At 36.7% G+C, this 21,582-nt stretch carries 24 protein-coding genes, 2 rRNA genes and 1 other annotated feature; all 26 genes read left to right on the top strand.

The features are described from left to right. A 23S ribosomal RNA gene (locus EDD72_RS08500) occupies nt 1–94 on the top strand; the annotation flags it as partial. A 147-nt stretch (nt 95–241) separates the two neighbouring features. Next, a 5S ribosomal RNA gene (gene rrf / locus EDD72_RS08495) occupies nt 242–358 on the top strand. A 181-nt stretch (nt 359–539) separates the two neighbouring features. Further along, entirely contained in the window at nt 540–1,205 is a 666-nt protein-coding gene (locus EDD72_RS08490) for an HAD family hydrolase (RefSeq protein ID WP_132769306.1), read from the top strand. Nucleotides 1,206–1,218: 13 nt separating this feature from the next. Continuing rightward, entirely contained in the window at nt 1,219–1,926 is a 708-nt protein-coding gene (locus tag EDD72_RS08485; protein WP_132769304.1) for an MgtC/SapB family protein, read from the top strand. A gap of 101 nt (nt 1,927–2,027) precedes the next feature. Continuing rightward, entirely contained in the window at nt 2,028–2,489 is a 462-nt protein-coding gene (locus EDD72_RS08480) for a CtsR family transcriptional regulator (RefSeq protein ID WP_132769302.1), read from the top strand. A 12-nt stretch (nt 2,490–2,501) separates the two neighbouring features. Then, nucleotides 2,502–3,029, top strand: a complete 528-nt coding sequence (mcsA, locus tag EDD72_RS08475; protein ID WP_132769300.1) for a protein-arginine kinase activator protein McsA — start codon at nt 2,502–2,504, stop codon at nt 3,027–3,029. Nucleotides 3,030–3,033: 4 nt separating this feature from the next. Next, nucleotides 3,034–4,098 carry a protein-arginine kinase McsB gene (gene mcsB / locus EDD72_RS08470; RefSeq protein WP_132769298.1) on the top strand — a complete coding sequence of 355 codons (1,065 nt, stop codon included), beginning with the start codon at nt 3,034–3,036 and terminating at the stop codon, nt 4,096–4,098. A 22-nt stretch (nt 4,099–4,120) separates the two neighbouring features. Then, nucleotides 4,121–6,538, top strand: coding sequence for an ATP-dependent Clp protease ATP-binding subunit (locus EDD72_RS08465; RefSeq protein WP_132769296.1), 2,418 nt, complete (start codon nt 4,121–4,123; stop codon nt 6,536–6,538). Nucleotides 6,539–6,791: 253 nt separating this feature from the next. Next, nucleotides 6,792–8,162 (top strand): DNA repair protein RadA, encoded by a 1,371-nt coding sequence (gene radA / locus EDD72_RS08460; protein ID WP_132769294.1) that lies wholly within the window; start codon nt 6,792–6,794, stop codon nt 8,160–8,162. Continuing rightward, nucleotides 8,162–9,238 (top strand): DNA integrity scanning diadenylate cyclase DisA, encoded by a 1,077-nt coding sequence (gene disA, locus EDD72_RS08455; RefSeq protein ID WP_132769292.1) that lies wholly within the window; start codon nt 8,162–8,164, stop codon nt 9,236–9,238. The genes radA and disA overlap by 1 nt, the downstream gene beginning before the upstream one ends. 20 nt (nt 9,239–9,258) lie before the next feature. Further along, a complete protein-coding gene (locus EDD72_RS08450) occupies nt 9,259–9,897 on the top strand; it encodes a phosphatidylserine decarboxylase family protein (protein ID WP_132769290.1) in 639 nt (212 codons plus the stop codon). Beyond that, nucleotides 9,890–10,603, top strand: a complete 714-nt coding sequence (gene pssA, locus EDD72_RS08445; RefSeq protein ID WP_132769288.1) for a CDP-diacylglycerol--serine O-phosphatidyltransferase — start codon at nt 9,890–9,892, stop codon at nt 10,601–10,603. Before EDD72_RS08450 ends, pssA begins: the two co-directional genes overlap by 8 nt. A gap of 194 nt (nt 10,604–10,797) precedes the next feature. Continuing rightward, nucleotides 10,798–11,301, top strand: a complete 504-nt coding sequence (locus EDD72_RS08440; protein WP_341539472.1) for a CarD family transcriptional regulator — start codon at nt 10,798–10,800, stop codon at nt 11,299–11,301. A gap of 99 nt (nt 11,302–11,400) precedes the next feature. Further along, nucleotides 11,401–12,492, top strand: a complete 1,092-nt coding sequence (locus tag EDD72_RS08435; protein ID WP_132769284.1) for a PIN/TRAM domain-containing protein — start codon at nt 11,401–11,403, stop codon at nt 12,490–12,492. Nucleotides 12,493–12,498: 6 nt separating this feature from the next. Beyond that, nucleotides 12,499–13,194 carry a 2-C-methyl-D-erythritol 4-phosphate cytidylyltransferase gene (ispD, locus tag EDD72_RS08430; RefSeq protein ID WP_132769318.1) on the top strand — a complete coding sequence of 232 codons (696 nt, stop codon included), beginning with the start codon at nt 12,499–12,501 and terminating at the stop codon, nt 13,192–13,194. Then, nucleotides 13,191–13,670, top strand: a complete 480-nt coding sequence (gene ispF / locus EDD72_RS08425) for a 2-C-methyl-D-erythritol 2,4-cyclodiphosphate synthase (RefSeq protein WP_132769282.1) — start codon at nt 13,191–13,193, stop codon at nt 13,668–13,670. Before ispD ends, ispF begins: the two co-directional genes overlap by 4 nt. 66 nt (nt 13,671–13,736) lie before the next feature. After that, nucleotides 13,737–15,200 carry a glutamate--tRNA ligase gene (gene gltX, locus EDD72_RS08420; protein ID WP_132769280.1) on the top strand — a complete coding sequence of 488 codons (1,464 nt, stop codon included), beginning with the start codon at nt 13,737–13,739 and terminating at the stop codon, nt 15,198–15,200. A gap of 34 nt (nt 15,201–15,234) precedes the next feature. Further along, nucleotides 15,235–15,461 (top strand) — a binding site (T-box leader). 72 nt (nt 15,462–15,533) lie between these two features. Further along, complete coding sequence (gene cysE / locus EDD72_RS08415; RefSeq protein WP_132769278.1) at nt 15,534–16,187, top strand: serine O-acetyltransferase; 654 nt, start codon at nt 15,534–15,536, stop codon at nt 16,185–16,187. Next, nucleotides 16,184–17,599 (top strand): cysteine--tRNA ligase, encoded by a 1,416-nt coding sequence (gene cysS, locus EDD72_RS08410; RefSeq protein ID WP_132769276.1) that lies wholly within the window; start codon nt 16,184–16,186, stop codon nt 17,597–17,599. Before cysE ends, cysS begins: the two co-directional genes overlap by 4 nt. Beyond that, on the top strand, nt 17,584–18,021 hold the full coding sequence (locus tag EDD72_RS08405; protein ID WP_279388098.1) for a Mini-ribonuclease 3: 438 nt from the start codon (nt 17,584–17,586) through the stop codon (nt 18,019–18,021). The genes cysS and EDD72_RS08405 overlap by 16 nt, the downstream gene beginning before the upstream one ends. Then, nucleotides 17,999–18,760: a 23S rRNA (guanosine(2251)-2'-O)-methyltransferase RlmB gene (gene rlmB / locus EDD72_RS08400; RefSeq protein ID WP_132769274.1), complete on the top strand. Its 762-nt coding sequence runs from the start codon at nt 17,999–18,001 to the stop codon at nt 18,758–18,760. The genes EDD72_RS08405 and rlmB overlap by 23 nt, the downstream gene beginning before the upstream one ends. A 17-nt stretch (nt 18,761–18,777) precedes the next feature. Next, entirely contained in the window at nt 18,778–19,293 is a 516-nt protein-coding gene (locus EDD72_RS08395) for an NYN domain-containing protein (protein ID WP_132769271.1), read from the top strand. Between the two features lie 78 nt (nt 19,294–19,371). Continuing rightward, on the top strand, nt 19,372–20,028 hold the full coding sequence (gene sigH / locus EDD72_RS08390; RefSeq protein WP_132769268.1) for an RNA polymerase sporulation sigma factor SigH: 657 nt from the start codon (nt 19,372–19,374) through the stop codon (nt 20,026–20,028). 517 nt (nt 20,029–20,545) lie between these two features. Next, a complete protein-coding gene (gene rpmG / locus EDD72_RS08385) occupies nt 20,546–20,695 on the top strand; it encodes a 50S ribosomal protein L33 (protein ID WP_132769266.1) in 150 nt (49 codons plus the stop codon). Between the two features lie 15 nt (nt 20,696–20,710). Then, nucleotides 20,711–20,938: a preprotein translocase subunit SecE gene (secE, locus tag EDD72_RS08380; RefSeq protein ID WP_132769264.1), complete on the top strand. Its 228-nt coding sequence runs from the start codon at nt 20,711–20,713 to the stop codon at nt 20,936–20,938. 36 nt (nt 20,939–20,974) lie between these two features. After that, nucleotides 20,975–21,508: a transcription termination/antitermination protein NusG gene (gene nusG / locus EDD72_RS08375; RefSeq protein WP_132769262.1), complete on the top strand. Its 534-nt coding sequence runs from the start codon at nt 20,975–20,977 to the stop codon at nt 21,506–21,508. Nucleotides 21,509–21,582: the final 74 nt, after the last annotated feature.

Below are 21,582 nucleotides of genomic sequence, written 5' to 3'. Positions count from 1 at the left end.
AGATCCCTTAAAGATGATGAGGTTGATAGGTCCGGTGTGGAAGTACCGTAAGGTATGGAGCTAACGGATACTAATGGATCGAGGGCTTAACCTAAATACTCATTTGGTGGTTTGCTGCTAGTTTTGAAGGTGCATGATCAGGTGTCAGGTTTCAGAAGCCAGACATCAGAATAGACGAATTTGTTCTTACAAATTCGAACGAGTTCTGATATCCGGCCTCCGATGTCCGATATCTGGAAAGTCTGGTGATGATGGCGGAGGGGACACACGCGTACCCATCCCGAACACGACCGTTAAGCCCTCCAGCGCCGATGGTACTTGGACCGAAGGGTCCTGGGAGAGTAGGACGTTGCCAGGCAGAAGTAAGACCACCGAATGGGTGGTCTTTTTTGCTATAAGGGATTATTTTTCTTAGGACTAAATATGAAAATATGGTATATAAAGAATAAATATAGTAAAATCTTAAATAGAAGATTATGAGCTAACCACATTACATAAAATGTAATGTGGCTTTTTTATAAAAGGGGGCAGTTCACGTGATGGCAGGTATTCGTGCAATCATTTTTGATTTTGATGGAACACTATTTCAGACAGAACAATTAGCAATCCCTTCGTTTATAAAAACTTTTGAGCAACTAAAAAAGGATGGGTATTTCATTCCTATACTACCTAGTAAGCAAAAGATGCTTGGTGTTATTGGTATGACCCTAGAAAAAATATGGAAGGAGTTATTACCAAACCTTTCAAAAGAAGCTCATGAAAAAGCGAATCGTTATATGCTCGAAAATGAATTAAAGGGAGTAAAAAACGGGCTTGGTTCATTATATCCAAAAGTTAAAGAAACATTAAAAGTACTAAAAGAATCGGGTTATCTCCTATTTATTGCAAGTAATGGATTAGAATTCTATGTAAAAAATTTAGCAAATACTTTCGATATTGATCACCTTTTTGCCCAGATTTATACCGCAGGTGAACACCAAACAAAATCAAAAGTAGATTTAGTAGCAAAGATTTTAAAAGATTATGGCATCGAACGTGCAGTTATGGTAGGAGATCGTTCTTCAGATATTGAAGCAGGAAAAGTAAACAATTTACCGACGATTGGCTGTGACTTTGGGTTTGCTGACGATCATGAGTTAATAGGAGCGGATATAAAAATACAAAGCTTTGACCAACTACCTCATGCTATTCATCAGATCTTGTAAAGGAGTGATTAGAATGGCTTGGTCAAACGATTATCTACACATACTTATTCGTTTAGTTTTGGCAGGATTAATGGGCGGAATTATTGGCCTGGAACGAGAGGTAAATAACCACCCAGCAGGATTACGTACGAATATTCTTGTAAGCCTTGGGTCAGCACTAATTATGCTTTTGTCAATATATGGATTTCAAGATTATTATAATGCTGGAGATAATATGCGCTTAGATCCACAGCGATTACCTGCCCAAGTGGTAAGTGGTATCGGTTTCCTTGGAGCAGGAACGATTTTACGTCATGGTTTTACGGTTACAGGTTTAACAACTGCGGCAACAATTTGGGTTGTTTCGGGAATCGGTTTAGCGATTGGTGCAGGATTTTATTTAGGAGGTATTTTAACAACGCTATTCGTTCTAATTAGTCTTATGATTTTGGCAAAGCTAGATACCTTAGTTATCAAAAAGCGACAATTGGTTGAGATTCGAGTCAATGTTATTGATACCCCTGGGAAATTAGCAGAAATTGCTTCTATATTTGGGCAAAGAAAAATCAATGTAAAAGGTGTCACAATGCATGATGAAGACAAAGAATCCGGAGAACCTCCCTGCGTTAGTATTAATTTTTTAGTAAGAATGCCTAAAAACGAAAATATCCCCTTGGTGATCGATACCATTAAGCAAATCCAAGGAGTGAAAGAGGTTCATTATGGGAAAAATAATGAATAACTTAACTCAAAATATTGCCAAATGGAGAAAAAGGTATATAATTATAATTAAAGGTCAAAGTTAGTCAAAGTCAATACGACCTTTTTGTTTTGGAGGACGTTATGAGGAATATTTCAGACATCATCGAACAATTCATAAAAGATCTTATAAAAACAAGTGAAACTGGGGAAATTGAAATCCAAAGAAGTGAACTGGCAGAAAAGTTTCAATGTGTTCCATCGCAAATTAATTATGTCTTAAACACAAGGTTCTCATTAGAAAAAGGATTTGTAGTTGAAAGTAAACGCGGTGGTGGTGGATATATCCGAATAAAAAAAATAAATATTCCAACGGAGCAAACATTCTATGAAATAATCATGAAAGCGATTGGGGAAGAAATTTCTCAATCGACCGCATATGACTTGATCTCTCGTCTATTAGATGAGGAATTATTGAATCAAGAAGAGTTTCTCTTGTTTAAATCGATTTTGTCACGAGAGGTTTTGGATTTGCCATTACCTATTCGTGACCAAATACGTGCCAATATATTAAAAACATTAATCAAAGTAATCTTTTCTAGGTAAAGGGGGATAAAAATGCTTTGTGAGAATTGTCAACAGCGACCCGCTACTTTACATTTTACAAAGATTATCAATGGGCAAAAAAACGAATATCATCTCTGCGAACAGTGTGCAAAAGAAAAAGGTGAAATGTTTTCTTACGATGATTCCGGTTTTTCTTTTAATAACCTATTATCAGGGTTACTTAATTTTGATCCAATAAAAAATGGCCATCAGGTGATTACATCTCCAGATCAATTACGTTGTAAAACCTGTGGGTTAACTTTTTCACAATTCAAGAAGATGGGGAAATTCGGTTGCCATGATTGTTACAATTACTTTGAACCTCAGTTAGAACCAATTTTTCGTAGAATTCATGGAAATAGTCAACATATAGGCAAAGTTCCTCATCGTTCTGGTGAAAATATAAAAATTAAAAGAGAAATTGTTCAGTTGAAGGAACAATTACAACGAAAAATACTGGCAGAAGAATTTGAAGAAGCTGCAAAACTTAGAGACCAAATAAAAGCCCTAGAATCGAAACTTTCGGAAAGACGAGGTTAGAATTATGGGATTGGATCGGTTTGTTAATCAAGCGATTAGTGAATGGATGAAAGGGAATGGTCCTGAATCTGACATCGTAATTAGTAGCAGGGTACGTTTGGCAAGAAACCTTAAAAATTACCCTTTTCCAACATTAGCTACAGATTCTCAAGCCATTTCTGTTGTGGAGGAAGTTAGAAAAGCTCTAGATCAAAGAGAAATGAAGAACATTAGCCATTTCGAACTCATACAACTTGAAGATATGACAGAGTTACAAAAAAGAGTTCTTGTTGAAAAGCATTTAATTAGTCCTAACTTAGCTCAAGATTCAAGAAAAGGGGCTGTCGTCTTAAGTGAAAATGAATCGATAAGTATTATGGTGAATGAAGAAGATCATCTTCGAATTCAATGTTTGTACCCAGGTTTGCAAATTTACGATGCTTGGAAAATGGCAAGTCGAATTGATGATATATTTGAAGCCGAATTAGACTATGCTTTTGATGAAAAAAGGGGTTATTTAACCAGCTGTCCTACTAACGTAGGTACAGGGATTCGTGCATCGGTTATGGTTCATCTTCCTGCGTTAGTCATTAGCGGCCAAATTAATCGAATTATTTCCGCAATTACACAAGTGGGCTTAACAGTTAGAGGAATATACGGCGAAGGAAGTGAGGCATTAGGTAATATCTTTCAAATATCAAATCAAATAACATTAGGACAAAGTGAAGAAGATATAATTGAAAACCTATACGGCGTGGTTAAGCAAATCATTGATCATGAAAAACAGGCAAGGTCCCTTTTATTACGCGATTCTAGAATACAGATTGAGGATCGTGTAGGAAGAGCTTATGGTACTTTACTTCATGCAAAAATTATTGATTCTAAGGAAGCAATGGGGCGATTATCTGATGTTCGCTTAGGAATCGATTTGAAGATGATTGATAGCATTTCACCAAATATATTTAATGAGTTAATGGTATTGATACAACCTGGTTTTTTACAACATTATGCAGGGGAAATGACACCTTTTGAAAGAGATATAAAGAGAGCCGAGATCATTCGGCGAAAATTGACTCAACATTCGAATTAAAATTTATGGAGGTGTGATGAAAATGATGTTTGGTCGTTTTACTGAAAGATCACAAAAAGTATTAACATTAGCCCAAGAAGAAGCAGTTCGCTTAGGGCATCATAATATAGGAACAGAGCATATTTTGCTAGGTCTTGTAAAAGAAGGTGAAGGGATTGCAGCGAAGGCTTTACAAGCATTGAATATAAGTTTAGAAAAAGTCCAAAATGAAGTGGAAGCATTAATTGGTAAAGGCCATGAGAAACCAATGAGTGTTTCCTATACACCTAGAGCTAAAAAAGTCATTGAACTTTCGATGGATGAAGCCAGAAAATTGGGTCATACCTATGTAGGAACGGAACATATTCTCTTAGGACTGATCCGTGAGGGGGAAGGTGTTGCAGCAAGGGTACTCAATAATTTAGGGGTTAGCCTTAATAAAGCAAGACAGCAAGTATTACAACTCTTAGGAAATAGTGAGGTTGTTTCTTCCAACCAAAGCCATTCCAACCATCACAGCACACCAACTCTTGATGAATTGGCAAGAGATCTTACTGCAATTGCCAAAGAAGGTGGCCTAGATCCTGTGATTGGACGTGAAAGAGAGATTGAAAGGGTTATTCAAGTACTAAGTAGAAGAACCAAAAACAATCCGGTCTTAATTGGTGAGCCAGGGGTAGGAAAAACAGCAATTGCTGAAGGGCTTGCTCAAAGAATTATAAATAATGAAATCCCTGAGACACTTCGAGATAAACGAGTGATGTCCCTAGATATGGGAACATTGGTTGCCGGAACCAAATATCGTGGTGAATTCGAAGATCGATTGAAAAAAATCATGGAAGAAATTCGTCAAGCAGGTAATGTTATCTTGTTTATTGATGAACTTCATACATTAATTGGCGCAGGCGGTGCTGAAGGGGCAATTGATGCATCCAATATATTAAAACCAGCTTTAGCTCGTGGTGAATTACAGGCAATTGGTGCGACTACTCTTGATGAATACCGAAAATATATCGAAAAAGATGCAGCGTTAGAACGCCGCTTCCAACCTATTATGGTGGATGAACCCACTGTAGAGGAAACGATTCAAATCTTAAAAGGACTAAGGGATAAATATGAGGCACACCATCGAGTAAAGATTACAAATGAAGCGATTGAGGCAGCTGTTCGTTTATCTGATCGTTATATCACCGATCGTTTCCTACCAGATAAGGCGATAGACCTTATTGATGAAGCTGCATCCAAAGTTCGATTAGTAAGTTATACTGTCCCACCAAACTTAAAAGAGTTAGAGGCACAGTTAGCAGAAGTGAAGAAGGAAAAAGAAGCTGCTGTTCAAAGTCAAGAATTTGAAAAAGCAGCCTCATTAAGGGACAAAGAACAACAATTAAAAGAAGAATTAGAAAGAACAAAGAACGAATGGAAAGAACATCAGGGAAGAACAGACACGGAAGTAACAGTAGAAGATATCGCTCAAGTTGTTTCTAGTTGGACTGGAATACCAGTGAGTAAGATTAATGAAGAAGAATCTGAACGCCTACTAAAAATGGAAGACATTCTTCATCAACGAGTGATTGGTCAAGAAGAAGCGGTTAGAGCGATATCAAGAGCAATTCGAAGAGCTAGAGCTGGTTTAAAAGACCCAAAAAGACCGATTGGCTCCTTTATCTTTTTAGGACCAACAGGTGTTGGGAAAACAGAATTGGCAAGAGCTTTAGCTGAAGCGATGTTTGGGGATGAAAATGCGATTATTCGAATTGATATGTCCGAATATATGGAGAAACATTCCACTTCTCGCTTAATCGGTGCTCCTCCAGGATATGTTGGATATGAAGAAGGTGGTCAATTAACCGAGAAGGTTCGACGTAAACCATATTCCGTAGTATTACTAGACGAGATTGAGAAAGCACATCCAGAAGTGTTTAATATTTTACTTCAAGTATTAGAAGATGGCCGTCTAACCGATGGTAAAGGAAGAACCGTTGATTTCCGAAATACCATCATTGTTATGACCTCGAATGTCGGTGCAGAGATGATTAAGAAGAGCACAGGACTTGGGTTTTCTACTCGCACTGCGGAGCAAGATTACGATAGCATGAAAGATCGGGTTATCGGTGAATTAAAACGCAGTTTCCGACCAGAATTCCTTAACCGATTAGATGAGATCATTGTCTTCCATTCTTTGAATGAAGAACATATTAAACAGATCGCAACTTTACTTGCAGAGCAATTAAGAAAACGACTTATTGAGTTCGGAGTGGATTTCGAATTAACAGAGGCGGCAAAAGATTTCTTAGCAAAAGAAGGATATGATCCGAATTTTGGGGCACGTCCATTACGTCGAGCACTTCAGAAACATATCGAAGATAAACTTTCTGAGGAATTATTAAAAGGAACCATCAAAAAAGGGGATAAGGTAACCATTGACGTTGAAAACAATGAGTTAGTGGTTAAAAAATAAAATTGGTATGGTATGAGCTCCTGAAAAGGAGCTCATACATTTTCCAGAAACTACATATTTTCTAAAACTGTGGATTATTTTAAGAAATTGTCTAAATTTAAAATTCATAGGCACTGACTTCTAAACAAAGATTGTGAGGTGAATTTTGCTCTGAATATGTTCTTTTCATTTATAAACCTTTATTATATGATTAGTGAATATGAAATATAAAATCGCTAAATCGCTTTTTATATAAGGAAAGGGAAGTGGAATCGTGGCAAAGATTAAGTCAAGTTTTGTCTGCCAAGTGTGTGGGTATGAAAGTCCGAAATGGTTAGGAAAATGCCCTGGTTGCCATTCTTGGAACAGTATGGTTGAAGAATTAAAAAACGACCACTCTGTAGCAAATCGAATTCATACTTCAACTTTTCAAAAACCACAGCCCATTTCTCGAATAAATATGGAAGAGGAGCCAAGAATAAATACAAATATAAATGAATTAAATCGTGTGTTAGGAGGAGGCATTGTACCTGGTTCTCTTATTCTTGTCGGTGGTGACCCAGGTATAGGGAAATCTACTTTACTTTTACAAACTTCTCAAAGCATTGCAAATCAAGGCCATCAAGTTTTGTACGTCTCTGGAGAAGAGTCGGTAAAACAAATGAAATTACGTTCTACACGTTTGAATGTACATTCTGATCATCTTTATGTGGTCACAGAGAATCAAATGGAACAGATTGAACAAATCATTTTAGAGCTTCAACCAGAAGTTGTAATTATCGATTCCATTCAAACGATTTTTCATTCCCAAGTACCTTCAACACCTGGAAGTGTTGCACAGGTGCGTGAATCAACAGGTCATTTTATGCGATTGGCAAAAAGCAATGGGATTGCAATTATCATTGTGGGACATGTAACAAAACAAGGGGAAATTGCTGGACCTCGATTATTAGAACATATGGTAGACACTGTTTTATATTTTGAGGGAGAAAGACACCATACGTATCGAATCCTTCGAGCCGTTAAAAACAGATTTGGATCGACGAATGAAATCGGAATCTTTGAAATGAAGGAAAACGGACTTGTTGAAGTAGAAAATCCATCGGAACTTTTTTTATCGCAACGACCAATTGGAGTTGCTGGTTCGGCCGTTGTCGCAAGTATCGAAGGATCGAGGCCAGTTTTAGTTGAGATTCAAGCTCTTCTTTCGTCTACGAGTTTTGTTACTCCCCGGAGGATGGCTACAGGAGTAGATCAACAACGGGTAGCATTAATTATGGCTGTGTTAGAAAAACGCATCGGTATGTTTTTACAGAATCAAGATGCATATGTAAATGTCGCAGGTGGGGTAAAACTAGCAGAACCTGCCATTGATTTGGCAATTGCAATTAGTATTGCTTCTAGTTTTCGGGATCGACCAACAAATGCATATGATGTATACATTGGGGAAATTGGATTAACAGGTGAAGTTAGAGGAGTATCACGAATTGAACAACGCGTGGCCGAAGCCAAAAAGTTAGGATTTAAACGAGTATATGTTCCAGTAAAAAACCTTAAAGGGTGGAATATACCAGCTGATATAGAGGTCATTGGAGTACAAACCGTTGCTGAAGCATTAGAAATTGCTTTAGGGGGAAACATGTGATGAGTAAGGATATAAAAAAAGAAGAATTTATTATGAATGTTTTAAAGCTGGTCGCTCCTGGTACTTCTTTTCGCGAAGGACTAGATAATGTATTGAGGGCAAAGACAGGGGCTTTAATTGTTGTCGGTTATACTAATGAAGTAATGGAGCTTGTCGACGGTGGATTTTCTATTAACTGCGATTTCAGTCCTGCTCATTTATATGAGTTAGCAAAAATGGATGGAGCAATTATCATAAGTGATGATCTAAAAAAAATCTTATATGCCAACACCCATTTAAACCCTGATTCTTCAATTCCATCTTCGGAAACAGGAATCAGACATCGAACAGCTGAACGAGTTGCAAAGCAAACCAGTCAATTGGTGATATCGATCTCGCAACGAAGAAATGTCATTACATTATATCAAGGAAATTATCGCTATTCCTTAAAAGATATTGGTGTGATCTTAACAAAAGCGAATCAGGCGATTCAAACCTTAGAAAAGTACAAGTCAGTATTGGATCAAGCATTAACCAATTTATCGGCGATGGAATTTGAAGAATTAGTTACCCTTAATGATGTTGTTTCTGTCATTCAGCGAATCGAAATGGTTCAACGAATTAAGGCAGAAATTGAAAAATACATTCAGGAACTTGGTACAGAGGGAAGGCTCATTAGTATGCAATTAGAAGAATTAGTAGCCAATATTGAACATGAGGCATATCTGTTAATTAAGGATTATCACAAAGGAACTGAAGATGATATCAAGAAAGTATTAATGGAACTTAAAAAATTAAATTCTGAGGAGTTGTTAGAAAGCCATCACATTGTTCGCATATTAGGCTATCCGAGTAATACGAATATACAAGAGGAACCTGTTTCTCCTAGAGGATATCGAATTCTAAGTAGAATTCCAAAACTTCCTTCAGCGATTATTCATAATTTAGTTGAACAGTTTATGACCTTATCGAAAGTATTATTGGCAACGATTGAGGAATTAGATGAAGTCGATGGTATTGGAGAAGTAAGGGCTAGAGCCATTAAAGAAGGATTAAAAAGAATTCAAGAACAAGTATTTATTGATCGACACATTTGATTGGATGAAGAGGTGAGCATGTGAAAGACCATGTATTGATTAGAGAGGGATTGCCTACTTTAGGAGTATTACTTATTTTTACTGTTATCTTATACTTGCTTTATCCTGCGTTAGCGGTAATTGGAATTGGACTTATTCTGTTTGTCTTATTTTTTTTTAGAGATCCTAAAAGAAACGTTATCATCGATGACAAACTAGTTTTGGCGCCAGCAGACGGATTGATTACCAATATAGAGGAAGTTGAAGAGAACCAATACTTAAAAGATAAAGCGATCCGAGTAAGTATCTTTATGAGTCCTTTTGATGTTCATGTGAATCGTAGTCCGATCTCAGGTACGGTTGATTATCTTGCATATCGTAAAGGGAAATTTATCTCAGCAACGAAGCCGGAAAGTCATGATGTAAATGAAAAGAATTTGATTGGGATCACAAATGGAAGAAAAAAAGTTTTAGTTGTTCAAATCGCGGGAATCATGGCCAGACGGATCGTAAATTGGACGAAAATCCAGCAAAAATTAGAACAAGGTGAAAAAATCGGGATGATAAAATTTAGTTCTGGAACCCAATTATTTCTCCCGCGATCCACAGAAATTATGGTTAAAAAAGGAGACAAAATACAGGCAGGGAAAACAATTATTGGGAGGTTTTCAAATGATTAACCGGATTCTTCCCAGCTTATTTACCGTTGGGAACTTGTTTTTAGGAATTATATCGATTATTTTAGCGTTTGATAATAATGTTGAATATGCAGCAATTATGGTGATTATCGGAATGTTATTAGATGGATTGGATGGAAGGATTGCAAGGCTTCTCCATACCCAAAGTGAATTTGGTAAGGAATTAGATTCATTATCTGATGTCGTTTCATTTGGAGTAGCGCCAGCATTTATCATGTATGTGGCTGTCTTACATGACCTGGGTGCATTGGGCTGGGGAGTTACTGCGTTATTCCCTATTGCTGGGGCATTAAGGCTAGCAAGGTTTAATGTGAGCACTGGCGTTCCAGGGTATTTCACAGGGTTACCAATTACTGCTGCTGGTGGCGTTCTTGCAACAATGACATTATATCATCAGGTATTTCCGCCAATTGTTCTACCTTTGGCAATGATTTTTTTAGCCTATTTAATGGTGAGCAATATAAAATATCCAAATTTCAAAAAAGTGGGCATTCCGAAAACCGCTTACTATGTAACACCGTTTATTATCCTTTTAGTTGTTTTCTTAGCGAGGAAATATCCTGCTCAGTTTCCGAAAGTGGTTTTTTTACCATTAGCTATTTATGCGTTGTTAGGAATCCGTAGAGCACTATTTAGAAAAAGGGAAAATCCTTTTTTAGATGATGAATATGAATCTGAGTTAGAGTGAACTATTTACCACTTAACGTATTTACGTTTGAATTGGGGGCTATTGCTCCTTTTTTTTAGCAAAAAAATTTAAAAAAAGTTGTCACCCTCATGTTAACATATTGACTTTATGCTATGAATTATGCTAGTATATAAATTTTAATTTTGACACAATTTTTAAGTTGTGATAAAATGGAAATATATATTAGCCCGGGGGTGACGCGATTGTTTAATGTTGGTGACAAAGTGGTTTATCCAATGCATGGTGCCGGAATCATTGAAGCGATCGAAGAGAAAGAGATATTAGGGGAAAAGAAGCGCTATTATATCATGAGAATGCCAATTGGTGATATGAAGGTTATGGTTCCGATCCAAAATGTAGAAGAGATAGGGCTTAGACAAGTAGTGGATGAAAAAGTGATTGATAAAGTCATTACTCTATTAAAACTAGATTCTACAGATCAATCTACAAATTGGAATCGTCGTTATCGGGCAAACATGGATAAAATGAAAAGCGGAGACATCTACGAAATTGCTGATGTAGTTCGAAATCTAATGTTAAGAGATAGAGAGAAAGGATTGTCTACAGGCGAAAGAAAAATGCTAGATAATGCAAGGGTGATTTTAATCAGTGAATTGGTATTAGCCAAAGATCTAAAAGAAGAAGATGCTATCGCCTTATTAGACAATATAATTTATGAGAAAAAGGCGTCGATTTGACGCTTTTTTTCTACAATAAAACGTTAGAAATAGAGAGTTTCTGAATCAATAGGTTTGTTTTTTTTGAAATTGTTAATAATGATAGAAGGAGGTGAAAAAATGCTAAAAAGAATATTTCAAATCTTTTTTGTCGTTTTAGGTGGAACACTTGGATATTTATTTATTCCAAAATTACTTTTAGAGAATCACCTATTTGGGATTGACCAATCTTTTAATGGGGTTGTATTAAAGCTTATCGGGCTGGGCTTAGGTGCACTTATATTATTTTTATCTACAGCATGGTTTATGGACACCATTATTCGTTGGATTCAAAAAGGAGAGGAATTTATCTTAAGAATTCCAGTTACGGATTTCCTTTTTGGATTAATAGGTTTGATTTTTGGTCTTATTATCTCTACATTACTATCACAGGCAATCAAATACATTCCTGTCGTCAATCTTATCGTTCCAATTTTTTTATCCATTATCTTAGGATATTTTGGCTTCCGGCTTGGATTTAAGAAACGGGATGAATTAATGAGCGTTTTTTCGTTAGGAAAATTTAATAAAGAGAAAACAGCCAAAAAGGACTCTGGGTCTAAATATGAACATAAAATTTTAGATACAAGTGTGATTATTGATGGTAGGATAGCGGATATTTGTAAGACGGGATTTATTGAAGGGATTCTTGTGATACCGAGTTTTGTGCTTGAGGAACTTCAACATATCGCTGACTCTTCTGATACGCTAAAGAGAAATCGCGGACGAAGAGGCTTAGATATTTTGAATAAAATTCAAAAGGAACTGGATATTAAGGTGTTAATCTATGAAGGTGATTTTGAAGAGATTCAAGAAGTGGATAGCAAATTAGTAAAACTAGCAAAAGTATTAGAAGGAAAAGTTGTAACCAATGATTATAATTTAAATAAGGTATGTGAATTACAAGGAGTTCCAGTGCTGAATATTAATGACTTATCAAATGCGGTCAAGCCTGTCGTTCTTCCAGGTGAGGAATTAAATGTTCAAGTTATTAAAGATGGAAAAGAACATAACCAAGGAATTGCCTATCTTGATGATGGTACAATGATAGTCGTTGAAGGTGGAAGAGAATATATTGGGCATCATTTAGATGTACTCGTTACGAGCGTATTACAAACATCTGCAGGAAGAATGATCTTTGCGAAGCCAAAATTATTAGAAAAGGCATTATAGGTGGTTATAGAAATGAAATGTGGAATTGTTATTCCGGCAGCTGGGAGAGGAAGACGAATGGGGGCAAATGTGAATAAGCAATTTATTCCCTTAGATGGAAAACCAATTCTTATTCACACCTTAGAAAAATTTTCGAGATTACCTTGGGTTGATGAAATTGTTATTGTATCTCACCCTGATGAGATCACAATCATGGAACAACTGGTTCAACAATATGGTATACAGCGAGTCAAAGCTATTGTTCCAGGTGGCAAAGAACGGCAAGATAGTATCTATAATGGTCTAACCTTTTTGGAAACGGAATATGTGATGGTTCATGATGGAGCAAGACCGTTTGTGAAGCAAACACATTTGGAACAACTTTGGCAAACCGTTCAGAAGATAGGTGCTGTAGCTTTAGGTGTACCGGTTAAAGATACGATTAAAATAGTAGATCAGGATGGTTTTATACAAAGTACTCCTGATCGTAAGAGCTTGTGGGCGATTCAAACCCCACAAGCTTTTCGTCTTTCCATTCTAAGGATGGCCTATGAAGAAGCAAAAAAGGATCGTTTTCTTGGTACGGATGATTCTTCGTTAGTTGAGCGGTTAGGAATGAAAGTGATGGTTGTTGAAGGAGATTATCATAATATCAAGATAACAACTCCTGAAGATTTAATTCTTGCGGAGAGTATTTTAAAACATTGGAGTGAAGAGGTTTGATTCGAATTGGACAGGGCTTTGATGTTCATCAATTTGCTAGAGATCGCAAATTAATCATTGGTGGGGTCGAGATCCCTTATGAAAAAGGATTACTGGGTCATTCTGATGCAGATGTATTATTACATGCATTAGCTGATGCTATTTTAGGGGCCCTTGGGAAGGGAGATATCGGTAAGTGGTTTCCTGATAATGATCCAGCGATAAAAGGGATTGATAGCAAAGTGATCTTAGAAAAAGTTTGGCAAGAAGCGAAAAAAGAGAGTTTTCAATTAGAAAACGCAGATCTGACAATTATTGCCCAAAAACCCAAGATGGCTGGGTATATCCCCAAGATGAGGGAAATTATTGCTGGTATCATAGAGGCTAATGTGGAACAGGTTAATGTCAAAGCGACAACGACAGAAAAACTAGGATTTACAGGTCGAGAAGAAGGAATCGCTGCCTTAGCTATTGTTTTATTATCAAAAAAGCAATGAAAGTTCATTTTTCCTATGGTATGATAGCTAAAGTGTAAAGGTAATCATTTAGGAAAGGATGAGAGTATGTCAGATCAGGTTCGTGTAAGGTTTGCACCAAGTCCTACAGGACATTTACATATTGGTAGTGCTCGTACTGCTTTATTTAATTTTTTACTGGCAAGAAAATCGGATGGAAAATTTATTGTTCGCATTGAAGATACTGATCAAGCAAGAAATGTAGAAAATGGCGAAGAAAAACTACTAAAGGGACTAAAATGGCTAGGAATCAATTGGGATGAATCAGTTGATGTAGGTGGAGAATTTGGACCTTATCGATCCATGGATCGTTTAGATATTTATGAAAAATATGTAAACCAGCTGATTGAGCAAGGACAAGCATATCATTGCTATTGTACACCGGAAGAAATTGAGGCGGAAAGACAAAGTCAACTTGATAAAGGGGAAACCCCTAAATACTCTGGAAAATGTCGCTACTTATCTCCTGAACAAAAAGAACGATTGGAAAAAGAAGGGCGAAAACCAAGTATTCGCTTCCGCGTTCCCGAGGGGAAAATACTAAAAGTTGATGATGCGATTCGTGGAAAAGTAGTGTTTGAATCAGACGGAATTGGTGACTTTGTGATCGTGCGCCCAGATGGTATCCCGACCTATAATTTTGCAGTCACAATTGATGATTACTTAATGAAGATTACGCATGTAATACGTGGAGAAGAACATTTGTCTAACACACCAAGACAATTGTTGATTTATCAAGCTATGAATTGGCAAGCACCTCAGTTTGCTCATATCCCGCTAATTTTAAATCAGGATCGGAAAAAAATGAGTAAACGCGATGAATCGATCATCCAATTTGTGGAACAATATAAAGAACTTGGTTTTCTGCCAGAAGCAATTTTGAATTTTATTGCATTACTTGGTTGGAGTCCAGAAGGGGAAGAAGAGATTTTTACACTGGATGAATTAATCTCTCAATTCTCGCTTGAGCGGGTGGCCAAAAGCCCTGCTGTTTTTGATATTCAAAAATTATACTGGATGAATAATCACTATATCAAATCGGCTCCTTTAGAGAGAGTGGTTGAACTTTGTCTACCTCATTTACAAAAAGCAGGGTATGTATCTGAAACTTTAAATGAGGAAGATGAAATCTGGGTTAAAACATTAGTAGGTCTTTACCAAGAACAATTAAACTATGGCCAAGAAATTATCGAGCTGGCAAAAATGTTTTTTGAGGATGAGTTCCAAATGAATGAAGAAGGTAAGGCGATATTAACTGAGGAACATATTCCTATTGTCATGGAAGAATTTAAAAATCTATTAGGAGCTTTAGACGAATACACGCCAGAAACAATCAAAGGAGCACTGAAAACAGTTCAAAAAGTTACTGGCTACAAGGGGAAACAATTATTTATGCCTATAAGGGTTGCGACAACAGGTGCTACACATGGACGTGATTTGCCAGAGACACTGTTCTTATTAGGAAAAGAGAAAGTGTTAATGCGATTAGATCAGCTATTGACAAGACGATGATCAATCATAGAGAATAATTTTGTAAAGTAAAAATGTATCGGCGATGAGAAAGAGAGTAGATCTTTTGCTTGGTCAACAGAGAAGACTTCCTTGGCTGGAAGAAGTCTGTCCGACTGAAGATTGAAATGCGCTTTTGAGCTTTGAATCTGAAGGAATTTAGGATTCAACGGATATTTCCGTTATCGAAATGAAGTGAGGGTATGACGATAGTTTTTTGTCGTATTCTAAACAGAGTGGAACCGCGGTTTAACCGTCTCTGTGCCAAGGCATAGAGACGGTTTCTTATTTATTTTATCAAATTATAACTATGTGATAAAAATGGAGGTGGGCTCTATGTTTGATAAGATGAAAGAAGATGTTAAGGTCATTCTTGAGATGGATCCAGCAGCTCGAAGTGTATGGGAAGTTATTCTTGCCTACCAAGGGTTACACGCAATATGGATTTATCGAATTGCTCATGCGCTTTGGAATCGAAAATTTTATACAATGGCAAGAATTTTATCCAATTTCGGACGGTTTTTAACAGGGATTGAGATTCATCCTGCAGCGAAAATTGGGAAAGGTTTATTCATTGACCATGGTACGGGTGTAGTAATTGGCGAAACGTGTGAGATCGGAGATTATGTTACCCTCTATCAGGGAGTAACGCTTGGTGGAACAGGAAAAGAACATGGTAAACGACATCCAACGATCGGAAATCATGTACTTATTGCATCTGGAGCAAAAATATTAGGCTCAATTAAAGTAGGAGATTATGCAAAGATTGGTGCTGGTTCCGTCGTCTTAAAAGAGGTACCACCTAACTCTACGGTGGTCGGTATCCCGGGGAGAATCGTCATCCAAAATGGGCGGAGAGTAAAAGATGATCTAGACCAAGTTCATTTACCAGATCCTGTTGCAGATACCATTCGATCGATGCAACAACAAATTGATGAACTGAAAAAAGAATTGGAGATCTTAAAAGCAGGAGGTGTATTGAAACAGTGATTCGGATTTATAATACATTAACAAGAAGGAAAGAGATCTTTCAATCGATTAAACCAGGTAAGGTAAAAATGTATGTCTGCGGACCGACGGTTTATAATTATATCCACTTAGGAAATGCGAGGCCATTAGTCGTATTCGATACCGTTCGTCGTTATTTGGAATACAAAGGTTATAATGTAACATATGTGCAAAATTTTACCGACATTGATGATAAAATTATCAATAAAGCAAAGGAAATGGGCGAGTCTCCACTAAAAATTTCAGAACAGTATATTCAAGAATTTTTTGTTGATGCAGATGCTTTAGGTGTAAAACGAGCTAGCATTCACCCAAAAGTAACAGAGAATATGGGGGAGATCATTCATTTTATTCAAGATTTACTAAGTCAAGATCTGGCTTACATTGTGAATGGTGATGTTTATTTTCGAACGAACCGTTTTAAAGGTTATGGAAAACTATCCCACCAGTCGATTCAAGACTTACAAGCAGGGGCTAGAGTGGAAGTAGATGAGAAAAAAGATAACCCACTTGATTTTGCTTTATGGAAAGCTGCAAAACTCGGAGAAATTGCTTGGGATAGCCCTTGGGGAGAGGGAAGGCCTGGATGGCATATTGAATGCTCTGCAATGGTTCGAAAATACATGGGCGAAACTATTGATATTCACGCGGGTGGTGCCGATCTTATCTTTCCTCATCATGAAAATGAAATCGCCCAATCAGAAAGTATTCATCATAAACCTTTAGCAAACTATTGGATGCATAATGGTTATATTAATATCAATGATGAGAAAATGTCTAAGTCACTAGGGAATGTTTTGACCATCCATGATCTCATTCAAAAAGTGGATCCGCTTGTTTTGCGATTTTTACTCTTAAGTGTTCATTATCGTCACCCGATTAACTTTACCGATGATTTATTGGAACAATCGAAGAATGGGTTAGAACGAATTAAAATAGCATATCTTAATCTAAGCCATCGATTGGCTGACGCAACAACTCAGGAAAAACGCCAAATAGATATAGAAACCTTAGGATTGATTGAACAACTTCATAAACAATTTGAAAAAGAAATGGATGACGATTTTCATACAGCCAATGCCATTACAGTGATTTATGAATTGATCAAACAAGGGAATCTTTATTTGCAAAATAAAGTGGTTCATCGAGAGATTGTTCAAATGTTCATGGATAAATTAGAGTTATTACTCGAAGTTTTAGGTTTAGACAAGATATTGGAAAAAAATGAAGCAAAAAAAGAGGATGTTCATTGGATTGAGCAATTGATTGAACAAAGACAGATCGCAAGAAAGAATAAAGACTGGGCTCTAGCTGACCAAATCCGAAACCAGTTAGCAGAAGCAGGGATCATTCTCGAGGATACACCTCAAGGGGTTAGATGGCGGAAAAAATGATCGGGAAAAATAACGTAAGGAAACCAAAAGAAATGAACGCACTTAACTTAGCATATATCGGCGATGCCGTTTATGAAATGTATATCCGTCACTTCCTCGTTTTACAAGGTGGAAAACCAAATGTTCTCCATAAAAAAGCGATACAATTTGTTTCTGCGAAAGCACAGGCGCAAATTCTTCATTATTTATTACCCAATTTGACAGAGGAAGAAAAGGAGATTGTAAAGCGAGGACGTAATACGAAATCGAATACTTCTCCGAAAAATGCAGATATTGTCGACTATCGTCATAGTACCGCTTTTGAGGCTTTAATTGGTTATCTCTATTTATCTGACAACAAAGAAAGAATGGATTCATTAATTCAGGAAGCTATAGCTTTTATTGAAAGGGAATATGACAATGAACAAAACAAAACAAAATAATCAAGATCAAACCTATATTATGGGTAAAAATTCGGTCTTTGAAGCTCTACAATCGGATCGGTCGATTAATAAGATCTATATCGCTGAAGGGATCCAAAAATCCAGTTTGCATAAATTATTAACCCTTGCAAAAGAGAAGAGGGTCATCACTCAATTTTGCCCAAAAAAGAAATTAGATCAAATAACTGAAAACGGAAACCACCAAGGAGTCGTTGCTTCAATTGCTTCATACGAGTATTCAGACTTAGTTGATCTTGTCCAAAAAGCAAAAAAGGGAAACAAACCACCTTTTTTTGTATTACTTGATGAAATTGAAGATCCTCATAATCTGGGGTCGATCCTTCGTACCAGTGATGTAGTTGGTGTTGATGGGGTGATCATTCCCAAACGCCGATCAGTAGGATTAACAGCAACAGTCTCCAAAACTTCTGCTGGTGCAATTGAATATGTGCCTGTTTCGCGAGTAACAAATCTTGCTCAAACCATTGATTTTTTAAAAGAAGAGGGTTTTTGGATCGTTGGCACAGATGCATCAGCAAAGCAAATGTACCATGAAGTTGATTATAAAATGCCGGTTGTTATTGTCATTGGTAGTGAGGGTAAAGGTATTTCAAGACTTGTGAGAGAAAAATGTGATTATATGGTTAAATTGCCAATGCAAGGACATGTAAACTCTCTTAATGCGTCAGTAGCAGCGGGTATCATCTTATATGAAGTATATCGAAATCGAGGATTTTAGCACGAACGGAGTTAAATATGGAAGAAATTCTCATCGTGGATGGATATAATATTATTGGTGCATGGCCACAGTTACGTGAATTAAAAGAGAAAGGACTCTTAGAAGAGGCTAGGGATCAACTACTGGATTGGTTAAGTGAGTACCAAGCGTATTCGGGTCGAGAAGTGATGGTTGTGTTTGATGCCCATCAAGTTCCAGGTTTAGGGAAGAAATACAAAGATCGACGTTTAACCGTTTATTTTACAAAGGAAAATGAAACAGCCGATGAATTTATTGAAAAATTAGTCGGTGACTTGCACCATCGTAAACGGATGATCTATGTAGCTACATCAGATTATACAGAACAAAGGGTGATTTTTGGGCAAGGGGCATTGCGAATCTCTGCAAGAGAGCTTGCGATTGAACAAGAAATGGTAAAAAATTCGATTCAACGATCGGTTAACAAACGAAACCAGGAATTAAAGCAAAATATATCTTCTGTAATTGATCAAGAAACGATTAAATTTTTTGAAAATTTTCGCAGAAAAAAATAGGTTCCGATTGACATTTTTAGGTTACATAATGTATAATGTCTTCATCTTTTAATGTAGTGAATTGTCGGAGGGGTCGCGGTGAGTGTTAACCTCAAAGAAAGTAACATATGTATCCATTATGAATATGCTCCTGATGAAGAGTTAGTTGATTATGTACACGAAGGTGATCTCGTTGCATTAGAATATTTAATTCAACGATATAAACATTTTGTCAGAGCAAAAGCGCGATCCTATTTCTTAATTGGTGCAGATCGAGAAGATATTATTCAAGAGGGAATGATTGGCTTATATAAGTCGATTCGTGATTTTCGCGGAGATAAACTCTCTTCGTTTAAGGCATTTGCTGAATTATGTATTACAAGACAGATTATTACAGCTATAAAGACGGCCACAAGGCAAAAACACATCCCTTTGAATTCTTATATTTCATTGGACAAGCCAATTTATGATGAAGAGTCTGATCGAACTCTTCTTGATGTGATTTGCGGGAATAAGGTAATGGATCCTGAGGAATTAATTATCAACCAAGAAGAGTTTGAAGATATTGAGGAAAAAATGGGTGCGTTATTAAGTGATTTAGAAAGACAAGTACTGCGTTTTTACTTGGATGGCCGATCTTATCAGGAAATCGCTGAAGAATTAGGTCGACATGTAAAATCAATAGATAATGCACTGCAACGAGTGAAAAGAAAATTGGAACGGTATCTTGAAGGAAGAGATGAATCAAATCTTTAAAATAAAAGATTTATTGAATGAAAGGGTTTGTATAGAAATATACAACCCTATTTTTTTTGATGAATAGGATATCGGGTTTGTATATTCCATAAGCAGCGACTTTTGGGAGTGTATTTCTTTCTTATCCTTCATTCAATAGAAATACACGGACAACGGAGTGCGTTGGAATTATACAAACCTAATATGGCTTGTATGTTCTAACGCTGCTCCGATACCTCGTGGTTTTCCTAGAATGAACAGATGGTAGGAAAACTCGCTCGCTAAAGCACCAATGGGGTACAAGTCACACTATGCAACTAAAGTTGCAAGTCGTGCTATGTCGCAGCTTATAGAATCATACAAGCCAGAAATACGAAGATATGAAATAAATCCTGTTTTCATCATTTAGTTGACATTGATTTTTGAGTATGATAAAGTATTTGGGGTAACCATGCATAATTAATTGGCTTTTATTTTTGATTAGCCATCAGAATAAATGTGTCATGGACAGTTTGGCATGTGGGAGGTGTAATTCAATATGCGCGTGATCGTAACATTAGCTTGCACCGAATGTAAACAACGAAATTATACCACGAATAAAAACAAGCGTAACAATCCCGACCGCATTGAATTGAAAAAATATTGCAAGTTCTGTAATGACCATACATTACATCGCGAGACTCGTTAATGGAGGTGCTCGTTTATGTTTTTAGCTAATGTAGGGACAGGACTAAAGAAAAGCTTTCAATCTATTCGGGATTTTTTTAAAGATAGTGTACGCGAATTAAAGAAAGTTCGTTGGCCTAGTCGTAAAGAGCTAATCAGTTATACGACCGTCGTGATCACAACGGTTGCCTTTCTTACGATATTTTTTGTAATTATCGACTTGGGGATTTCTTCTATATTATCATTAATTGGCTTAGGTAAGTAATCGAAAAGGGGGATAAGGACAAGCGTCCAAATCTGTATGGAAAAGAAATGGTATGTTGTTCATACTTATTCAGGGTATGAGAACAAAGTGAAAACCAATTTAGAAAAAAGAGTTGAATCGATGGGAATGGAAGATAAGATTTTTCGCGTCTTAGTTCCTGTGGAAGAAGAGATTGAGAATAAAGATGGCAAGAAAAAGTCTGTGATGAGAAAGGTATTCCCAGGCTATGTTCTTGTTGAAATGATCATGACCGATGACTCTTGGTATGTTGTTCGTAATACGCCTGGAGTAACTGGTTTTGTAGGTTCATCAGGCGCTGGTTCCAAACCGACTCCCTTATTAGATGAAGAAGCAAAAGCGATTTTAAAACAAATGGGCATGGAAGAAATTCGACCAAAAGTTGACTTTAAGCTAAAAGAGAATGTGAAAGTCATTGAAGGTCCATTTCAAAATTTTGTTGGTCATATTGAAGAGATCAATATGGAGAAACATAAGATTAAAGTGTTAGTCAACATGTTTGGTAGAGAAACACCTGTGGAATTAGATTTCGATCAGGTTGAAAAAATTTAATCAATCCCACGAACATAGATAAGTTGAAATAAATTTACTATTATGGTAAATTTAAATTTGGTATGCTTATATAA

The sequence above is a fragment of the Tepidibacillus fermentans genome (genome assembly GCF_004342885.1).
In the GTDB taxonomy this organism is placed as follows: Bacteria; Bacillota; Bacilli; order Tepidibacillales; family Tepidibacillaceae; genus Tepidibacillus; species Tepidibacillus fermentans.
The sequence above is the reverse complement of the archived record's forward strand: the minus strand, read 5'-3'. Positions and strand labels throughout refer to the sequence as shown.